15 protein-coding genes and 1 tRNA gene are annotated in these 17,915 nt (G+C 64.2%); 11 read left to right on the top strand and 5 right to left on the bottom strand.

Annotated features, from left to right (window positions below; genetic code table 11):
• Positions 1-26: 26 nt before the first annotated feature.
• Both K9B37_RS04965 and K9B37_RS04960 read right to left on the bottom strand, forming a co-directional pair.
• A complete protein-coding gene (locus K9B37_RS04965) occupies positions 27-1,811 on the bottom strand; it encodes an ABC transporter ATP-binding protein (RefSeq protein ID WP_224311747.1) in 1,785 nt (594 codons plus the stop codon).
• A gap of 68 nt (positions 1,812-1,879) precedes the next feature.
• On the bottom strand, positions 1,880-2,839 hold the full coding sequence (locus K9B37_RS04960) for a small ribosomal subunit Rsm22 family protein (protein ID WP_224311746.1): 960 nt from the start codon (positions 2,837-2,839) through the stop codon (positions 1,880-1,882).
• 214 nt (positions 2,840-3,053) lie between these two features.
• Between K9B37_RS04960 and K9B37_RS04955 the strand changes: the two genes are divergently transcribed.
• The 4 genes from K9B37_RS04955 (at position 3,054) to K9B37_RS04940 (ending at position 5,767) form a co-directional block, all read left to right on the top strand.
• Entirely contained in the window at positions 3,054-3,968 is a 915-nt protein-coding gene (locus tag K9B37_RS04955) for a pirin family protein (protein ID WP_224311745.1), read from the top strand.
• Positions 3,969-3,990: 22 nt separating this feature from the next.
• On the top strand, positions 3,991-4,386 hold the full coding sequence (locus tag K9B37_RS04950; protein WP_224311743.1) for an OsmC family protein: 396 nt from the start codon (positions 3,991-3,993) through the stop codon (positions 4,384-4,386).
• 70 nt (positions 4,387-4,456) lie between these two features.
• Positions 4,457-5,185, top strand: coding sequence for a DUF1028 domain-containing protein (locus K9B37_RS04945; protein ID WP_224311742.1), 729 nt, complete (start codon positions 4,457-4,459; stop codon positions 5,183-5,185).
• A gap of 15 nt (positions 5,186-5,200) precedes the next feature.
• The gene (locus K9B37_RS04940; protein WP_224311741.1) at positions 5,201-5,767 is read left to right on the top strand and encodes a VUT family protein; all 567 of its coding nucleotides are present in this window, start codon (positions 5,201-5,203) and stop codon (positions 5,765-5,767) included.
• A 70-nt stretch (positions 5,768-5,837) separates the two neighbouring features.
• Here K9B37_RS04940 and K9B37_RS04935 read toward each other — a convergent pair.
• Positions 5,838-5,912 (bottom strand) — tRNA-Gly (locus K9B37_RS04935).
• Positions 5,913-6,084: 172 nt separating this feature from the next.
• Here K9B37_RS04935 and K9B37_RS04930 point away from each other — a divergent pair.
• The 4 genes from K9B37_RS04930 to K9B37_RS04915 are packed head-to-tail and all read left to right on the top strand — an operon-like array spanning position 6,085 to position 8,489.
• Positions 6,085-6,624, top strand: a complete 540-nt coding sequence (locus K9B37_RS04930; protein WP_224311739.1) for a prolyl-tRNA synthetase associated domain-containing protein — start codon at positions 6,085-6,087, stop codon at positions 6,622-6,624.
• A 40-nt stretch (positions 6,625-6,664) separates the two neighbouring features.
• A complete protein-coding gene (gene trxA, locus K9B37_RS04925) occupies positions 6,665-7,570 on the top strand; it encodes a thioredoxin (RefSeq protein ID WP_224311737.1) in 906 nt (301 codons plus the stop codon).
• 30 nt (positions 7,571-7,600) lie between these two features.
• Entirely contained in the window at positions 7,601-8,272 is a 672-nt protein-coding gene (locus tag K9B37_RS04920) for an LON peptidase substrate-binding domain-containing protein (RefSeq protein WP_224311736.1), read from the top strand.
• Between the two features lie 10 nt (positions 8,273-8,282).
• Positions 8,283-8,489 (top strand): Trm112 family protein, encoded by a 207-nt coding sequence (locus tag K9B37_RS04915; RefSeq protein WP_224311734.1) that lies wholly within the window; start codon positions 8,283-8,285, stop codon positions 8,487-8,489.
• 45 nt (positions 8,490-8,534) lie between these two features.
• Here K9B37_RS04915 and K9B37_RS04910 read toward each other — a convergent pair whose 3' ends face one another.
• Positions 8,535-9,419, bottom strand: coding sequence for an HpcH/HpaI aldolase/citrate lyase family protein (locus K9B37_RS04910; protein ID WP_224312136.1), 885 nt, complete (start codon positions 9,417-9,419; stop codon positions 8,535-8,537).
• Positions 9,420-9,490: 71 nt separating this feature from the next.
• Here K9B37_RS04910 and K9B37_RS24865 point away from each other — a divergent pair, with 71 nt between their 5' ends.
• A complete protein-coding gene (locus tag K9B37_RS24865; protein WP_369414214.1) occupies positions 9,491-11,203 on the top strand; it encodes a serine/threonine dehydratase in 1,713 nt (570 codons plus the stop codon).
• Between the two features lie 9 nt (positions 11,204-11,212).
• Here K9B37_RS24865 and K9B37_RS04895 read toward each other — a convergent pair whose 3' ends face one another.
• Positions 11,213-11,845, bottom strand: coding sequence for a LysE family translocator (locus K9B37_RS04895; RefSeq protein WP_224311732.1), 633 nt, complete (start codon positions 11,843-11,845; stop codon positions 11,213-11,215).
• Between the two features lie 158 nt (positions 11,846-12,003).
• On the opposite strand from K9B37_RS04895, the gene K9B37_RS04890 reads away from it, so the two are divergent.
• On the top strand, positions 12,004-12,687 hold the full coding sequence (locus K9B37_RS04890) for a carbonic anhydrase (RefSeq protein WP_224311731.1): 684 nt from the start codon (positions 12,004-12,006) through the stop codon (positions 12,685-12,687).
• A gap of 111 nt (positions 12,688-12,798) precedes the next feature.
• Positions 12,799-17,790 carry a hypothetical protein gene (locus K9B37_RS24760; RefSeq protein WP_305072129.1) on the top strand — a complete coding sequence of 1,664 codons (4,992 nt, stop codon included), beginning with the start codon at positions 12,799-12,801 and terminating at the stop codon, positions 17,788-17,790.
• Positions 17,791-17,915: the final 125 nt, after the last annotated feature.

Raw genomic sequence — 17,915 nt, 5'->3', positions numbered from 1 at the left:
CGATTCCCACTTCGCCTGAAAATGCTCTAGGCTGCCGGGCTCGCGGGCTCCGCTTCGCCGGACAGCTGGAGGCGATGCAGGCGGGCATAAGTGCCGCCAGTCGTGATCAGCGCCTCGTGGGAGCCCATCTCGGCCACACGCCCAGCTTCCATCACCACGATCCTGTCCGCATCCCGCACCGTCGACAGGCGGTGCGCGATCACCAGAGTCGTGCGGCCCTTCATCAGCTTGCGGATCGCCTCCTGCACCAGCTGTTCCGACTCGGAATCGAGCGCGCTCGTCGCCTCGTCGAGAAGCAGGATCGGCGCATCCTTTAAGAAAGCCCGAGCCAGCGACACACGCTGACGCTCGCCACCTGAGAGTCGCCCGCCACCGGGCCCGACGACGGTGTCGTAGCCCTGAGGCATCCGCATGATGAAATCGTGCGCCGCCGCCGCCTTGGCGGCTGCGATGATCTCGTCCTCCGTCGCGCCCGGTCGGCCAAAGGCAATGTTGGTGCGCACCGTATCGTCGAAGAGCACCACCTCCTGGCTCACAACCGCAATGGCTGCACGCAAGGAATGAAGGGTCACGTCGCGCACATCCTGCCCGTCCACCAGCACGGTTCCGGAGGTGACGTCATAGAGCCGGGGCACGAGGGACAGGAGAGTCGATTTGCCCGACCCGGAACGGCCGACGAGCGCCGTGGTGCGTCCAGCCTCGGCCGTGAAATCCACGTGATGAACCGCGACCTGCTCGGTATTGTAGGAAAATCCGAGGTCCTTGAAGCGGATCTCGCCGCCGGCGACCTTGAGCGCCGTGGCGCCCGGCCGATCCTTGATCTTTGGCTTGTCGTCCATCACGTCGAAGGTGCGCTGGAGGGCCGCTGCTGCCTCCTGCACGATGGCGTTGAGATTGCCCAGCGCCCGGATCGGCTGCGCGGCGAGGATCAAGGCGCTGACGAAGCCGGTGAAGTCGCCGACCGTGCTGCCCCCCGAGACGATGCGTTGGCCGATCAGCACCAGCACGGCCGCGACAGCGAAGCCGCCGCCCGCCTCCAGCAGCGGATCGAGGCGGCCGCGGGCATTGGCAGCCTTCATCTTGAGCTTGCGCACCTCGTCGAACGTGAAGGCGGCCTTGCTCTTGAGATAGCCCTCGAGCTCGTAGGTCTTGGCGATGCGCGTACCGGCGAGGCTCTCGGTGATGAGGCTCGCCATCTGGCCCGTCTGTTCCTGGGTGGAGATCGCGACGCGGCGCAGCTTCTTACCGATCTTGCCGATCGGATGAGCGATGAACGGCACGGTGAGGCCGGCGACGAGGGTGAGGACCGGATCGATCCACAGCATGGCGCCGATGAGCGCAATGATGGTGGTCACCTCCCGCAGGAACACGGTGGAGATGCGGGTCAGTGCTTCCTTGATGAATAGGAAATCCGTGGTGAAGCGCTGGGTCAGGGCCGCAGGGCTCTCGCGCCCGATTTGCGCGATGTCGGCGTCGATCATATGGCCGTAGAGAGCGGTCTGCATGTCGGCTTCAATCTTGGTCACCACCCGGTTGGTCAGGACCGTGAGGGCGAGGAGCGAAAAGCCCTTCACCGAAGTGACCGCGATGACGAAGAGCGGCGCCAGCAGGATCGCGGTCTGGTCCTTGGCCGTGAAGGCGTCGAAGGCCGCCTTGATCAGGACCGGATAGAGGCCGGTCGCTCCCGAGACGAGGGCCACGAGGATGAGCACCAACGCCAGCGTCCGGGCATGCGGCCGCATCCAGTCGCGCCACAGGCGGCGGATCAGGGGAAGCGTATCGCCGCGCAGGAGCAGGTTCTTGCCAGCCATCGTCTCAAAACTCTTATTCCAACGGGCTGTCGCGTTAGCACGGGGGCGCTGTCGGCGGCAAACAGGTGTTACAGCGCATCGCCCCATTCGGCACGCCGCGCCTGCTTGAAATCGGCACCGGAGCGTTTCGTGAAAAGGCTTTCCTGCGCCTGTCCGTCGCTCAGGCAGAGCTTCAGGCGGACCTGGCCGCTGCCGAGCCGGGGCGGCGCGATGACGCGGGCCGCCGGCCGGTCGCCCGGAAAACGCGACGCCGCCAGATAAATGAATTTCTCGTCCTCCCACGGCACCTCCGCTCCCTTGGCCTGCCGATGCAGGCGCGAGCGCGCGACCCGGCGGGAGAAGTGGCACCAGTCCGGCCGGACGAGCGGACAGGCGGCGGCATGCGTGCAGGGCGCAAGCAGCGTCGCACCGGCAGCGATCAGGCGCTCCCGCGCGGCCAGGATGCGCTCCCAGCCCGCAGGCGTTCCCGGCTCGACCACGAGAAGCGTGTCCCGGGTCAGTTCCCAGAGCCGCGCAATGAGCGGCCCTCGTGCGGCCTCGTCCAACTCGTCGAGCACATAGGCCAGCGTGACCAGATCGCGGGATGGTAGATCGGCGAGGGACCCGCTCACATCGCCGCTGCGCCATTCCGCTTCGACAGGCGCGCTCAGGCTGAGCTTTTCACCCCAGGCCCGGATCGAGGCGCTGCCCTCCACCAGCAGGGCATGGCTGAGACCAGGCCAGCAATCCATCGCCGCCCAGAACGCGGAGCCAGGGCCGGCACCGAGATCGAGCATGTCGGCGGGCGCGAAATCGGAGCGCAGATCGGAGATCGCCACCATGGCGGCGCGGATCGCCGCATAGGTCGCCGGCAGGCGCGTGGCGAGATAGGCCCGCGCCGCGAGATCATCGGAGAGATGGAAGCGCCCGTCGCGGATCTCGGCCCGGTAGCGCGCGGACAAAGTCCCGGCCGCCCTGCCCAGATCGGAAAGGCTGATGCCCACAAGCGCGGCATCCACGCCCTGTCGCAAAAGCGGCGGCAGTTCCATCCGTCTCAATTCCTCATGGCAAGCTGGCTGTGCCGGCGCGGCGGGAGAGCGCTCCTTAGCACAGGGTCATTCCCAAACCCCAGGGTGAAGGACGGAACGGATTGCCGCGTCAAGCGGCAGCCGTGCAAAGGCGGCCTTTCCCGATTGCGCTTGGCTTGCCCGTGAGAGTGCCTATCTTGCGGTCACGACGCAGGTGAGAACAAGGAGAAGCGCCATGAGCTGGCTTCCGAGCGAAGATCCGATCCTGGGCGATGCCCCATCCTGCAATGCCCTCGAACTGATCGTCGTCCCACGCGTGCGGGATCTCGGCGACGGCTTCTCGGTGCGCCGCGCCCTGCCGCACGGCAAGCGCCAGATGGTCGGGCCTTTCATCTTCTTCGATCATTTCGGCCCGGTGCAATTCATCGACGGCAAGGGCATGGATGTACGGCCGCATCCCCATATCGGGCTCGCGACCGTCTCTTATCTGTTCGATGGCCGCATCACCCATCGGGACAGCAACGGCAACGTGCAGGACATCGCACCCGGCGCCATGAATCTGATGACCGCCGGACGGGGAATCGCCCATTCCGAGCGCTCTCCGGAAGCGGAGCGACATGGCGGGCGCATGCTCGGCCTGCAGAGCTGGATCGCCCTCCCCGCTGCCAGGGAGGAAATCGCCCCCTCCTTCCAGCACTACGATGCGGCGAGCCTGCCGGAGATTCGCGATACGGGGCTCTATGCTCGGGTGATCGCCGGCTCGGCCTTCGGCGTCACGGCGCCGGTGGAGCAGGTCTCCGACTGGTTCTACGTGGAGGTCGCCCTCGACGCAGGCATGACCGCTCCCCTCGATGCCGACCATGAGGAGCGGGCGATCTACGTGGTCGAGGGCGAGGTCGACATCGCCGGCGACCGTTTCGAGGGACCGCGGCTCCTCATCTTCCGACCGGGCGACCGCATCACGGTGCGGGCCGTGAAGCCCACGCGCATGATGTTCCTCGGCGGCACTGCCCTGGAAGGACCGCGCCACATCTGGTGGAACTTCGTTTCGTCAAGCCGCGAGCGCATCGAGCAGGCGAAGGAGGACTGGAAGATGGGCCGCTTCGCCCACGTGCCGGACGAGAGCGAATTCATCCCCCTGCCCGAATAGCTTTCTCGAACGAGGAGATTTCATGGCCACCATCCATCTCGCGAGCGCCGCCGGCTACCGGCAGGAGATCCGTGCCCGCACTCACACTCTCACGGCCGATGAGCCGGCCAGTCTCGGTGGGACGGATAGCGGCCCCTCGCCTTACGAATTGCTGCTCGCCTCGCTGGCCGCCTGCACGTCCCTGACGCTCAGGATGTATGCGGACCGGAAAGGCTGGGAGCTCGGACGCGTCGAGGTGGATGCCCGCTTCGCACGCGACGAGGCTGGCACCGAATCGATCACCCGCGAGGTCCGCCTCAGCGCTCCCCTGAGCCCGGAGCAGCAGACGCGGCTCGCGGAGATCTGCGAGAAGACTCCGGTCACGAAAACCCTGAAACGCGGCACGCCGATCGCCACGACCTTGCGGGTGATGGCTTAGGGCATATTGCGCACGGTGTGAGTGCCCGGTTGAATAGGAAACGGAACGCATTCAAGCAGGGGATATCACAATGACATGGTCGATCGTGGCCAGAGACGAGGCGACGGGGCAGATCGGGATCGCGGTGTCGACCTGCGCCTTTGCCGTCGGCGCGCGCGTGCCGTTCGTTGCGACGGGCGCCGGTGCCGTGGCGACGCAGGCTTTCGTCAATCCGTTCTACGGCTATCGCGGCCTCGAACTCCTGCGGGCGGGCGCCCCCGCCGAGGACGTGATCCGGATCGTCACCGCGGCGGACGAGGGCCGAGGACAACGGCAGGTTCATGTGATGGACACGCAAGGACGCTCCGCAGCCTATACGGGCGCCGATTGCGTGCCCTGGTGCGGGCACTTGATTCGTGATGGATTTTCGGTCGCCGGCAACATGCTGGCGGGCTCGCAGGTCATCGAGGAGACGGCACGCGTCTTCGAATCCTCAGCACATCTTCCACTGCCACGGCGCTTCCTGGCGGCGCTGAAGGCCGGCGAAGCGGCAGGCGGCGACAAGCGCGGCAAGCAATCGGCCGCCATGCTCATCCACGACGGCGAGGAATATCCCTTCCTCGACATCCGGGTCGACGACCACGCGGATCCGCTCGCCGAACTTGCGCGGCTCGAAGAGGTCAGCCGCGGTCGCTACCTGCATTATCGCAAATTCATGCCCTCCAAGGACAATCCTTCCGGCATCATCGATCGCGTCGAGATCGAGCGGCGCATCGCCGAGTCGGTGGCGGCCGAAAAGGAGAGCGTCGGCGCCGCCTGACGGCAGGAGCCCGTTATGAATGTGGAGACACGTCGGAAGATCGAGGGCTCGGCTTTTCTGGCCTGCTTCGCCGCCTGCGTTCCGCTGGCGAACTGGATGATCGGCCATGTGGGCACGGTCTGCGTTCCGGGCGGCCCGTGCCTCGTTCCTGTCGCACCCGGGATCGCCGCACCGAGCGGCGTGCTCGTCGTCGGACTGGCGCTGATCCTGCGCGACCTCGTGCAGCGCCGCCTTGGGCGCCCCTGGGCACTCGCCGCCATCGTTTTCGGAGCGTTTCTCTCGGCGGCAGTCGCGCCGCCCTCCCTCATCGTCGCCTCGACGGCCGCCTTCCTTCTGTCAGAGCTTGCGGATTTCGGGGTCTATACGCCGCTCCAGCGCCGAGGGCTGGTGCTGGCCGTCGTAGCGAGCAGCTTCGTCGGCCTCGTGATCGACAGCATCGTGTTCCTGTCGCTCGCCTTCGGCAGCCTGGAATTCCTCGGGGCGCAGATCATCGGCAAGGCCTGGATGGTGATTCTCAGCATCCCGGTGATCGGCTGGCTCCGCCGGCACGACGAGCGGATCGGCATGCCCGTTCGGACATGACGCCCGGGCAAGACAGCAAAAAGCCGCCCTGAAGGCGGTCTTTGCGGATCCGAAGCATGGCTTTGGAAATTGGAGCGGGCGAAGGGATTCGAACCCTCGACCCCAACCTTGGCAAGGTTGTGCTCTACCCCTGAGCTACACCCGCGCTCCCCGGCTTGCGCCGTTGCGAGGCCGCTGATGTGCCCCAAAACGAGTCATATTGCAAGGGGTTCTTTCGAGGCTGCCGCCAGAACCGCGGCAATCTTTCGCCCCGGCGACTTGAGGCGGGAGCGGCAGGCCGTTAGAACCCTCCCGGTCTTCCGGAGGTTGTCTATCCCGTGACCCATCTCTCGCCCCGCGCTCTCCTCGACCGGCTGGCCGCCCTGGGCATTGCGGCGGAAACGGTCGAGCACGAACCCGTCTTCACCGTCGCCGAATCGCGTCCCGTCAAGGCGCAGATCCCCGGCGCCCACTCCAAGAACCTGTTCGTGAAAGACAAAAAGGGCCGCTATTTCCTGATCACCGCCAAGGACGAGACGAGAATCGACCTGAAGCGGGCTCATGCGGCCATTGGGGCCTCGGGACGCCTGTCCTTCGGTTCGGCAGATCAGCTGCGCGCCCTGCTCGGCGTCGAGCCCGGCTCGGTGACGCCTTTCGCCGTAGCGAACGACCGCGAGGGTCAGGTAACGATGATCCTGGATGCCAATCTCATGGAGCATGAGCGGATGAATTTTCATCCGCTGGTCAATTCCATGACCACCGGTGTCTCGCGGGACGATCTGCTCAAGTTCCTGCGCGCCACGGGCCACGAGCCGGTGATTTTACGCCTGCCCGAACCGCCGGAGCAATTGCCAGACAGTGCCGACGCTCCCATCTGAGACAGACTTCGTATCCCTCAAGACCGCATTCGAGGATCGCATGCTCACCGACACTCCCCCCAACGGCAACCCCGCCGACGGCCTGATCAAGGATACGACCACGGCGACCTTCCGTCAGGACGTTCTCACCGAATCCATGCAGCAGCCGGTTCTGGTGGATTTCTGGGCTCCCTGGTGCGGTCCGTGCAAGCAGCTGACCCCCGTGCTCGAAAAGGTCGTCCGCGAGGCCGGCGGCAAGGTCAAGCTGGTCAAAATGAACATCGACGAGCACCCCCAGATCGCCGGACAGCTCGGCGTGCAGTCAATCCCCGCGGTCTTCGCCTTCCAGCGCGGCCAGCCGGTGGACGGCTTCATGGGCGCCCTGCCGGAAAGCCAGATCAAGACCTTCATCGAGCGCCTCATCGGCCCCTTGGGCCCGAGCGCCACCGAGGAGATCATGGCGGAAGCCGACCACCTTGCTGCCGAGGGTGACGCATCCGGCGCGGCGGAACTCTATGCGGGCATCCTGGCACAGGACCCATCCCATGTGCCGGCGCTTGCCGCATTGGCGAAGCTTCACGTGGAACTCGGAGACATCGAGGGCGCCAAGCGCCTGCTCGAGATGGTGCCTCCGGAAAAGGCGAACGATCCGACGATCGCGGGCGCCCGCGCAGCAGTGGAGCTTGCCGAGCAGGCGGGCTCGCTCGGAGACCTTTCGGACCTCGAGCATCGGATCCAGGTGAATCCCCTCGATCATCAGGCGCGTTTCGACCTCGCGGTCGGACTCAACGCGCGCGGCAAGCGTGAAGAAGCCGTCGATCAACTCCTTGAAATCGTGCGCCGCGACCGCAATTGGAACGAGGACGGCGCGCGCAAGCAGCTCGTCCAGTTCTTCGAGGCCTGGGGCCCGATGGACGAGGCGACGCTCGCAGGGAGGCGGAGACTTTCCTCGATCCTGTTTGCCTGACGCCGACCGATCCACGCGCAGGAGATGGGAATGGGAATGAACGCGGTCTACCGGGGGCCTGAAGATTGCCCATCGGTCATACCCGTCTTCCCGCTTCCCGGCGCCCTCCTCCTGCCGCGCGGCCAGATCCCCCTCAACATCTTCGAGCCGCGCTACCTCGCCATGGTCGACGATGCCCTGAAGGGCGATCGTGTCATCGGCATGGTGCAGCCGGACGCGGACGGCGGTGGCACACACCTCAACCCGCAGCTCTACCATGTGGGCTGCGCCGGACGTCTCACCCAATTCGCCGAGACCGGCGACGGCCGCTATCTGGTCACCCTGGTGGGCATCTCCCGCTTCCGCATCATCGATGAGATGGCGACGACCACGCTCTACCGGCAATGTCGCGTCGATTTCGACCGCTATCGCACCGACTTCGTCGCGCGCGCCGGCGAAAGCGAGGTGGACCGCTCCGGCGTCGTGCGTGCCTTGCGTGACTTCGTGAAGGCAGCGGACGTGCGCGTCGACTGGAAGGGCATCGACGAGGCGCCCAACGAAGCCCTGGTCAATGCGCTATGCATGATGAGCCCCTTCGGCGTGCGCGAGAAACAGGCATTGCTCGAAGCGCAGGATCTCAAGACCCGCGCCGAGGTTCTGATCGCCCTGACGGAGATCGAACTCGCCCGTGGCAGCAACGGATCCGATACACCACTGCAATAGGAAACACGCCATGACCGACAATACGCCCCAGCCCGTGGAAGCCACGCGCATCGATCCCAAGCTCCTTGAAATGCTGGTCTGTCCTCTGACCAAGGAATCGCTCGATTACGATGCCGTCCGGCAGGAACTCATCAGCCGTCAGGCGAAACTCGCCTATCCTATCCGCGACGGCATCCCAATCATGCTGCCGGAAGAAGCGCGGCCTCTGACGGACTGAAATTCCACTATTTCGGCACCGCTCCGCAGCCTCGGAATGATGGTGTCACACACATCGCTTCTCGATCGCCTGCGCGAGACCGAGGACACGCTGCGCCATGTCCGCATGAAGCCTTTCCACCATGCGCCCATTCAGAGCGATAGCGCCGCGTCCGACATTCTCTGGCTTTTCGAAGGCCGACGCGACGGCCTGCGCTTCCTCCAACTCTGCGGGGGTCGGCGAAAAGATCGTGTTGGCGAGAGCGATCTGATTCGGATGAATCAAAGTCTTGCCGTCAAAGCCAGCATCGCGCGCCTGTTCGCACTCGGCGCGAAGGCCCTCCTGATCCGACAGGTTGTTGTAGACGCCGTCGAGAATCGCGATGCCGTTCGCGCGCGCCGCCGCGAGAGCGATCATCATCCATGGCAGCATCGGCGCGCGACCGGGCACGAGACGGGTCTGCGTCTCCCGCGCCAGATCGTTCAGGCCGAGCACGAAGCAGGACAGGCGCGTATCCACGTCATGCGTGGCGCTCGCGATGGCATCCGCCCGGAGAATCGCGTGCGCGGTCTCGATCATCGCCCAGATGCGGACGGTCTCCGCGGTCTTGAGGCGGCGCAGCCTGAGGCCGACGGCGGCGAGCGTTTCGGGCGACGATACCTTGGGAACCAGGATCGCATCCGGCGCGGTCCTGGCTGCTGCGGCGAGATCATCCTCGCCCCATGGCGAATCGAGGGCGTTGATGCGGATAACCACTTCCCGCGGACCGAAGCCGCCCTGTTCGACAGCGGCGCAGACCTGCGCGCGTGCTTCTGCCTTGGCATCGGGCGCAACCGAATCCTCGAGATCGAGAATCAGCACATCGGCAGGCAAGGTTCTGGCTTTCTCGATCGCGCGCAGGTTCGAACCCGGCATGTAAAGGGCGCTGCGGCGCGGACGAATCTCGGTCATCATGATCTCCCGGTCGATGGGGAAGTGTAATCGCGCATCGGCCTCACGGGAAACAGAAGGAAACGCAAAGGATGTGGGTGGCAGGCGTCGATGGATGCCCGGCGGGATGGATCGCGGTCTTCGCGCATCGCGACGGACTTGCAGCGCCGGTGATCCGCGTCGTCAGGCACATCGCCGAGATCCTCGATGCGCCCGAGCGTCCCGACATGGTCGCGATCGACATGCCGATCGGATTGCCGGAATGGACGACGGGCTCGGGGCGCCATCCCGAGCAGTTGGTCCGGCCTCTCCTCGGGGCACGGCAATCTTCCGTCTTCGCGATCCCCTCGCGCCGCGCCGTGGAAACGGCCGATTATCGCGCCGCCTGCACGGCGGCGCTCGCGACCTCGGATCCGCCACGCAAGGTCTCGAAGCAGGGTTTTCATCTCTTCACGAAGATCTGCGAAATCGACATTCTGCTGCGGCAAAGGCGGGATCTCGTGAACCGGATCGTGGAGGCTCATCCCGAACTCGCATTCTGGGCGATGAACGGCGACCGCGCCCTTGCCGAACCGAAGAAAGTAAAGAGCAGGCCCTATCCGCCCGGCCTCGCCTTGCGGCGGGGTCTTCTCATGGGAATCGGGCTCCCGCCCAACCTCGTGGGAGCGCAGCCGCCGCGCGGAGCGGCGGAAGACGATCTCGTCGATGCACTGGCGGGGTTGGCCGTGGCCCTCGACATCGCTAGAGGTGGAGGACGCTCCTTCCCCAATCCTCCCGGCCGGGATTCCCATGGTCTTCCGGTCGCCATCTGGACTCTGTCCTCCCAGGCTCCCAGGTTCGCTTCGATGTCCGCTTCCTCCGCCCTTCCGATCACCCGTGATGACATTGCGCAGGCCCACGCCCGCATCGCTCCCCATATTCGCCGGACGCCCGTCTGGACCCTGCCCCAGGCTTTCGGCCATGAGGGTCCCGTCAGCCTGAAGCTGGAATTCCTGCAGCATGCAGGCTCGTTCAAAACGCGCGGCGCCTTCAATACCCTGCTCTCGATGCCGATTCCTGCCGCGGGCGCCGCGGCAGCCTCCGGTGGCAATCACGGGGCGGCGGTAGCCTATGCGGCGCGGCAGCTCGGGCTCCGGGCGCGGATCTTCGTGCCCGAAATCTCGAGTCCCGCGAAGATAGCCGTCATCCGCTCTCACGGAGCCGAGGTGGTGATCGGCGGGGCCCGCTATGCGGATGCCCAGGCGGCCTGCGATGCTTATGTGGCCGAGACCGGCGCCTTGAGGGTCCACCCCTTCGCAGCGGAGGCCACGATGATCGGCCAGGGCACCGCCGCGCTCGAATGGGAGGAGGATGGTCCTTCCCTCGACACGGTCCTGGTGGCGGTGGGCGGCGGTGGCCTGATCAGCGGCCTCGCCAGCTGGTGGGCCGGCCGTGTGAAGGTGGTGGGCGTGGAGCCCGAAGGCTCGCGGGCGCTCCATGCGGCGCTGGCAGCGGGACGACCCGTGGACGTAGATGTCGATTCGGTCGCGGCCGATTCGCTCGGAGCACGCAACACGGGCGAACTCGTCCATGCGATCTGCAGCCGGACCGTCGACCACGTGGCGCTCGTGACCGATGCCGCCATCCGCGAGGCGCAAGGACTGCTCTGGCGCGACTGGCGCATCGCCACGGAGCCGGGCGGGGCCGCAGCCCTCGCGGCGCTGCTCTCCGGCGCCTATCGGCCGGCACACGGCGAACGCATCGGCGTGCTCCTCTGCGGCGCCAATGTAGAACTGTCGAAGCTTGAGAGCGTCGCTGGGTTCTGACGCTTCAGGTTATTTCTTCGCCTCGATCGCCATCTGCACGGCAAGGCCACCGAGCACCGTGCCCATGAGCCAGCGCTGGGCCAGTACCCAGCCAGGATGCTTGGCGAGGAAGGCGGCGACCGTTCCCGCTGTGATCGCGATCAGCGCGTTGACCGTGACGCTGATCGAGATTTGGATCGTCCCAAGGAGCAGCGACTGGCCGAGCACGTTGCCCCGGGCCGGATCGATGAATTGCGGCAGGAGCGAGAGGTAGAGCATCGCCGCCTTCGGGTTCAGGAGGTTGGTGACGAGCCCCATGGTGAACAGCTTGCCGGCGCCGTCGCGCGGCAGGTCACGCACTTGGAACGGCGATTTGCCGTTCGGCCTCAGGGCCTGCCAGGCGAGATAAAGGAGATAGGCCGCCCCGGTAAGGCGCAAGGCGTCGTAGGCGTAAGGGACCGCGAAGATGAGCGAGGTGATCCCAAGCGCCGCGCAGAGCATGTAGAACAGGAACCCGAGGGCAACGCCGCCCAGCGAGATCAAGCCGGCCATGGGTCCCTGGCAGATCGATCGCGAGATCAGGTAGATCATGTTGGGGCCGGGCGTCAGCACCATGCCCAGAGCCACCAGAGCGAAAGCCAGAAGCGTCGTCGCGTCGACCATGACCGATCCTCGTTAAGCATTCTCTTCATGCCATGCCGGCTTCTGGCCGGGAAGGCGGGCTTCCGAACCGCTCACCGGAATCGAGTGAAACCCCGCCCCAGTTGCCAATCCCGACCGGATGGGACTAGGACACGGGGGACTGGAAAAGGAGCCTGCCCATGTTTCCACAGCGCCTGACCGACGGCTACCGTGCCTTTCTCGACGAGCGTTTCTCCCGCGAGAAGGGGCGATACGAGGCTCTTGCCGAGCAGGGGCAGTCGCCGGAGGTCCTGATCATCGGGTGCTGCGACAGCCGCGTCTCGCCGGAGGTGATCTTCGACGCGAGTCCGGGCGAGCTCTTCGTCGTGCGCAACGTGGCCAATCTCATACCGCCCTTCGAGACCGGCGGTGACTACCACGGCACCTCCGCCGCCCTTGAATTCGCGGTCCAGGCCCTGCGGGTGAAGCATATCGTGGTTCTGGGACATGCCCGCTGCGGCGGCATCCGGGCCTTCGCGGACGACACCGCCCCCCTCTCTCCCGGCGACTTCATCGGCCGCTGGATGAACCTGATCGCCCCGGCCGCCGAGCGGATCGGCCCCCGAGGGGATGCCGACTTTTCCGACTATCTGACCCGGCTCGAACTGGCGGCGATCGAGAACAGCCTCAACAACCTGATGACCTTCCCTTGCGTCCGCATTCTCGTCGAGCGGGGCAAGCTGCAGCTCCACGGTGCCTTCTTCGGCGTCGCCTCGGGCGTCCTGATGGTCCGCGATCCGGAGACGGGCGAGTTCAAGGCCGCCGTCGAGGACATGCCCCAGCGAATCTCCATGTTCAACGCCCGCCGCGTCGACGCGCCCTGACAGGGGCGTTTCGGCCGCAAGACGGTGGCCATTCCGTTCATTTCTGGACTGTTTAGAGATTGACGGCCCCATGACATGTAATAACATGGCAGAAATATTCAGGGGGCCGGCATGTCTACTTTATTTGTTTCAGCGACACGAACCACGGAAACCACTCTCGATCCGACGACCTTCGACACGCTGCAGGTCACGCAAAGCGGGTCAATCATCACGACCAATACGGCCGTCACGGGGTATCCGGGATCGACCGTCGTCGTCGACGGGTCGATCCGCTCGCAAGCCGATGCCATCGCTTTCGGCGGAGACAGCAATGCCATCACAGTCGGCTCGACCGGCACCGTCAGAGGCACCCTCAATGGCATTGTTCTGGGGGACGACGCCAACGTCGTGATCAACAACGGTCAGATATCGGGCTCCCTGACGTATTATGATACCGCCGCCATTTATCTGAACGGATCTGACAATCATATTTTCAACAATGGTCTCCTGTCCGGTTTTTACGGCATTCGCGCCAACGGTGATCTAGGCAGCGGCGAGCTCAATCATATCGTCAATGTCGGTCGGATCGAGGCGACCGATACCGGTATTAAGCTGACCGGTGGCGCCAGCTTTGCCCCCTCCACGACTGTGACACCGGATAGCCCCTACGGCGTCTTTAACAGCGGCGTCATCATTGCCGGCGTGACGGGGATTTTCGTCGAGCTATCCGGTAACGTGACCAATAGCGGCCTCATACAGGCGGGCAGCGTCGGCGTGAGCTTCACGGCTGGCAATGCCTTCCTAAACAATACCGGCACGATCGCTGCGCAGATGGCCGTCTCCGGCTCCTTGGAGGGGGATACGTTCCTCAACCAGGGAATCGTCCAGGGCGCCGTCCTGCTCAACGACGGCAATGACCTCTATGACGGACGCGGCGGAACGGTGACCGATGTCGTCGACATGGGGAAAGGGAACGATACGGCCTATGGCGGCGCGGGCGTCGAGACATTGCTCGGCGGCGCCGGCGACGATTCCCTCTTCGGCAACGGCGGTAATGACAGCCTCGTGGGTGGCATCGGGCAGGATTATCTGGATGGCGGCGCCGGCGCCGATACCTTGGTCGGGGGCACGGACAACGATACCTACGTCGTCGACAATGCCGGCGACGTCGTGACGGAAGGTTTCGACGAGGGTCGAGATACGGTTCAAACCTCGATCTCGTACACCCTCGGCAGAAATCTGGAAAATCTCGTCCTGACCGGCTCCGCGCATATCAGCGGGGCCGGCAACGAACTCGCCAATATCATCACCGGCAATGACGGGGACAACACCCTCGACGGTGGGGCGGGCGCCGATCGCCTGCAAGGCGGTATCGGCAACGACACGTATATCGTCGACGATATCAATGACGTGATCATCGAGGGTATCGACGAGGGTCTCGATACGGTCAGGACTTCGATCAGCTTCGGACTTGTTGACAATCTAGAAAACCTCATCCTCAGCGGCACCGGCGATATCAATGGCACCGGCAACGAGCTGGCGAACGTCATCACCGGCAACGCGGGCAAAAACATTCTCGATGGCGGCGCAGGCGCGGATCTGCTCTTGGGCGGTGGTGGGGACGACACCTACATCGTCGACCATGAGGGCGACCGTGTGATCGAAGCCGCCGGCGACGGTAACGACACCGTGCATGCAACGGTCAGCTATGCCCTCTCGGCGTTCGTAGAGAACCTCATCCTCGAAGGCTCGGCCAATCTCGACGGCACCGGCAACGATCTCGTCAACGCCATTATGGGGAACAACGGCGACAACGTGCTCGACGGCGGCGGCGGCGCGGACATTCTCACGGGGCACGGCGGCAACGACACCTACATCGTCGACAATGCGAGCGATATCGTCGTCGAGCGTCCGGACGAAGGCTTGGACACCGTGCGGGCGTCCGTCTCCTACGGGCTGTCGACGAATGTCGAGAATCTGATTCTCACGGGCACCGGCAACATCGATGGGACCGGCAACGAGTCGGCCAATATCATCATCGGAAACGATGGAAACAATATCCTCGATGGCCGCGAAGGCGCCGATATCCTGCGCGGCGGTCTCGGCAACGACACCTACATCGTCGACGATGCCGACGATCTGGTGATCGAAGCGGCGAATGAGGGCAACGACACGGTCCAGGCCTCGGTGAGCTATGCTCTCGGCGCCAATGTCGAAAATCTCGTGCTCATCAAGACCGACAACATCGATGGAACCGGCAACGCGCTCGCCAACACGATCATCGGGAATATCGGAGACAATGTCCTCGACGGCGGCGCTGGAGCGGACATTCTCGCCGGTGGCCGGGGCGACGATACCTACGTGGTCGACAATGCCGGCGACACCGTGACCGAGGAGGCGGGCGAAGGAACCGACACCGTTCTCGCCTCCGTCAGCTATGCTCTCGGCGCGAACGTCGAGAATCTCACCCTCACCGGGTCAAGCAGCATCAACGGCACCGGCAACGCGCTTTCGAACATCATCGTCGGCAACGTGGGAAGCAATATTCTCGAGGGCGGCGGAGGCGACGACGACATCGACGGCGGCGCTGGTCTCGACACGGCGGTCTATAACGGCTCCAAGGCCGACTACATCATCACCCGCCATGCCGACGGCAGCGTCGAAGTTCTCGACAAGCAGGCCGGCCGTGACGGCCGCGACACTCTGCACAACATCGAGATGCTGAAATTTGCCGACGGCACCCTGACGCTGTCGACGAGCGCTCCCGATGCACCTTTGGTGCAGGGCGGCGTAAACGCCATCAACGAGAATGCGCCGTTCTACACTTACGTGGCGAGTGTGCACTCTCCGAGCCTCGCCTCAGGCTCCCTTGCCTATTCGCTGGCCACGAATCCCGGCGGCAAGTTCATGATCGATGAGGCCTCCGGGGCGATCAGCCTGGTCGGCGACGTGGATTACGAGGCTTCGGTCGCGGCTGATCCCGACCTCCAGACGGAGTTTGGCGGCACGCCGCAGGAGCGCAAGTTCTATCTCCTCCAAGTGCGGGCAACGGATACCGAGACCAGCCTCTCGTCCGGCACGACTACCGTGAAGGTCTACGTCAACAACGTAAACGAAGCGCCGACGAGCCTGAGCTTCACGAATAGCACGACGACAGCGACGATTCTCGAGAGCGCGACGGACGGGACCGTCGTCGGAACCCTGCAAGCGATCGATCCGGAGGGCGCTGCCGCCAGCACCTTCATCTATGCCTTCGATACGAGCGGCGCTGGCGGATCGAGCGGCGCCGGCAATGCGGGCGGCCGCTTCAAGATCGAGAACGGCCAGCTCAAGGTGGCCGCACTCTCCGACATTACCAAAACGGAAACCTACACGGTCAGCGTCAAGGTTACGGATAAGAATGGAGGCCCCGGCGCCGCCTCCGCCTACAAGGACTTCCTGATCACCGTGAACCCGGTGGTGGATGGCAACAGCGATCCGACCTTCACGGTCACCGGGAGCCCATCGACACCAGCGACAGATAACGGCCCGGCCGTGAAGCCCTTCGGAGGCGTCGTGCTTTCGGATGGGACAGACAACGATACGCTGACGCTCACCCTTTCGTTCACCAATGCGGACGGCGCAATCGGCCATATCGATTCGACCGCCGCTGTCACGGTGAGCGATCCGAATCCGACCGCTACCACGCGGACCATCACCCTGGTCGGCAAGGCAGCCGATCTCCAGGCCTTCCTTGGCGATGTGACCTTCGATCCGACAGACAGCGCGGCGAATTCGGGCCAGTTCACGACGCAGTTCTCCTTCACCTTGAAGGATGACTTCCATGCTGCGAGCGCCCATCCGAACGCGGTGCAGGTCGTCACTACTATTGCGGACAAGTCGAGCAATGTGGCGCCGGTCATCGGCAACGGCGGCAGCGCAGCCAATCCGGTCGTCGCATCGACCCTGGACATCGGGACCGCAACGCCGTTCAAGACCGTGACGATTACCGATCCTGACAGCGCGACGGTCACGGCGACCATCGCTCTCGATGTCGACGCCAAGGGCGCCTTCACGGCCGCAAGTCTGAATGGCTTCGCCTACAATACGCAGACGCACACCTATTCCATGACGGGTTCGGTGGCGGCGGTGCAGACTGCGTTGCAAGGCCTGGTGTTCGATCCGCGCGACCGACCAAACGGAGCAGTCGGCGACAAGGAGACAACGACCTTCACACTGACGGTCACCGACGACCACAACGCGCAGGATTCCAGTAGCTTCATCAAGGTCGAGGCTTCCGCCGTCAACCGCGCACCGACGGGTCTGACTCTCACCGGCGCTCTCTCGGCGGCGGAATATGCGGTAACGGGAACGGTGGTCGGAACGCTTGGCGCCACTGAGACCAATGCCGGCGACACCCTTACTTATACTCTCCTCGACGGGGCCAATGGGCGCTTCAAACTCGAAGGCAACCAGCTTCTCGTCGACAATGGCTTCCGTCTCGATTTCGAGCAGGCCACATCCCATATGGTGACCGTGCAGGTCACCGATGGTCATGGCGGAAGCGAGATCAAGTCCTTCGCCCTCGCGGTTGCCGATGTTGCTCAGGAGATAACATCCGGCAGCCTCGAAGACGACATCTTCAAGGCCGGAAAATACAACGACCGCCTGTCCGGCAATCTCGGCAACGACAAGCTCTATGGCGGCGCAGGCAACGACACCCTGAAGGGTGATGCCGGCAACGACGTACTCTGGGGCGGCCTCGGTAAGGACGTCCTCACCGGCGGCAAGGGCAAGGACATCTTCGTCTTCGACACGAAATTCAACCGGAAGACCAATCTCGACAAGATCACAGACTTCAACGTCAAGGATGACACGATCTGGCTCGACAACGCGCTCTTCAAGGCCAACAAGGCCCTCTATGCCGCGACCAAGAAGGGCACGGAGGCCAAGCCGCTCAAGCTGAACGCCAAGTTCTTCACCATCGGCGACAAGGCCAAGGATAAGAACGACTATCTGATCTATGACAACAAGAAGGGCGTGCTGTATTACGACGCGGACGGATCGGGTGCCAAGGCCGCCATTGAGATTGCGACTCTCAAGAAGGGACTGAAGATGACCTACAAGGACTTCTTCATGATCTGACGATCCTCTCCTGCCTTCATATCCTCTCCCCGCTTCACGATCCGGGGAGAGGATATGCGTGACTTCACGTCTCTATCGCTTTCTCCTTTGCCTCGTCGTCTCACCACTGGCGGTCTCAGGAAAAG

Source organism: Microvirga puerhi (assembly GCF_020089865.1).
Classification (GTDB): Bacteria; Pseudomonadota; Alphaproteobacteria; order Rhizobiales; family Beijerinckiaceae; genus Microvirga; species Microvirga puerhi.
Note: the sequence above shows the minus strand (reverse complement) of the source record. Positions and strands in the feature narration are given on the sequence as shown.

Coding starts and splice junctions, on each gene's coding strand:
- K9B37_RS04965 (WP_224311747.1), bottom strand. CDS start 1,811: ATGGCTGGCAAGAACCTGCTCCTGCGCGGCGATACGCTTCCCCTGATC.
- K9B37_RS04960 (WP_224311746.1), bottom strand. CDS start 2,839: ATGGAACTGCCGCCGCTTTTGCGACAGGGCGTGGATGCCGCGCTTGTG.
- K9B37_RS04955 (WP_224311745.1), top strand. CDS start 3,054: ATGAGCTGGCTTCCGAGCGAAGATCCGATCCTGGGCGATGCCCCATCC.
- K9B37_RS04950 (WP_224311743.1), top strand. CDS start 3,991: ATGGCCACCATCCATCTCGCGAGCGCCGCCGGCTACCGGCAGGAGATC.
- K9B37_RS04945 (WP_224311742.1), top strand. CDS start 4,457: ATGACATGGTCGATCGTGGCCAGAGACGAGGCGACGGGGCAGATCGGG.
- K9B37_RS04940 (WP_224311741.1), top strand. CDS start 5,201: ATGAATGTGGAGACACGTCGGAAGATCGAGGGCTCGGCTTTTCTGGCC.
- trxA (WP_224311737.1), top strand. CDS start 6,665: ATGCTCACCGACACTCCCCCCAACGGCAACCCCGCCGACGGCCTGATC.
- K9B37_RS04920 (WP_224311736.1), top strand. CDS start 7,601: ATGGGAATGAACGCGGTCTACCGGGGGCCTGAAGATTGCCCATCGGTC.
- K9B37_RS04915 (WP_224311734.1), top strand. CDS start 8,283: ATGACCGACAATACGCCCCAGCCCGTGGAAGCCACGCGCATCGATCCC.
- K9B37_RS04910 (WP_224312136.1), bottom strand. CDS start 9,419: ATGACCGAGATTCGTCCGCGCCGCAGCGCCCTTTACATGCCGGGTTCG.
- K9B37_RS24865 (WP_369414214.1), top strand. CDS start 9,491: ATGTGGGTGGCAGGCGTCGATGGATGCCCGGCGGGATGGATCGCGGTC.
- K9B37_RS04895 (WP_224311732.1), bottom strand. CDS start 11,845: ATGGTCGACGCGACGACGCTTCTGGCTTTCGCTCTGGTGGCTCTGGGC.
- K9B37_RS04890 (WP_224311731.1), top strand. CDS start 12,004: ATGTTTCCACAGCGCCTGACCGACGGCTACCGTGCCTTTCTCGACGAG.
- K9B37_RS24760 (WP_305072129.1), top strand. CDS start 12,799: ATGTCTACTTTATTTGTTTCAGCGACACGAACCACGGAAACCACTCTC.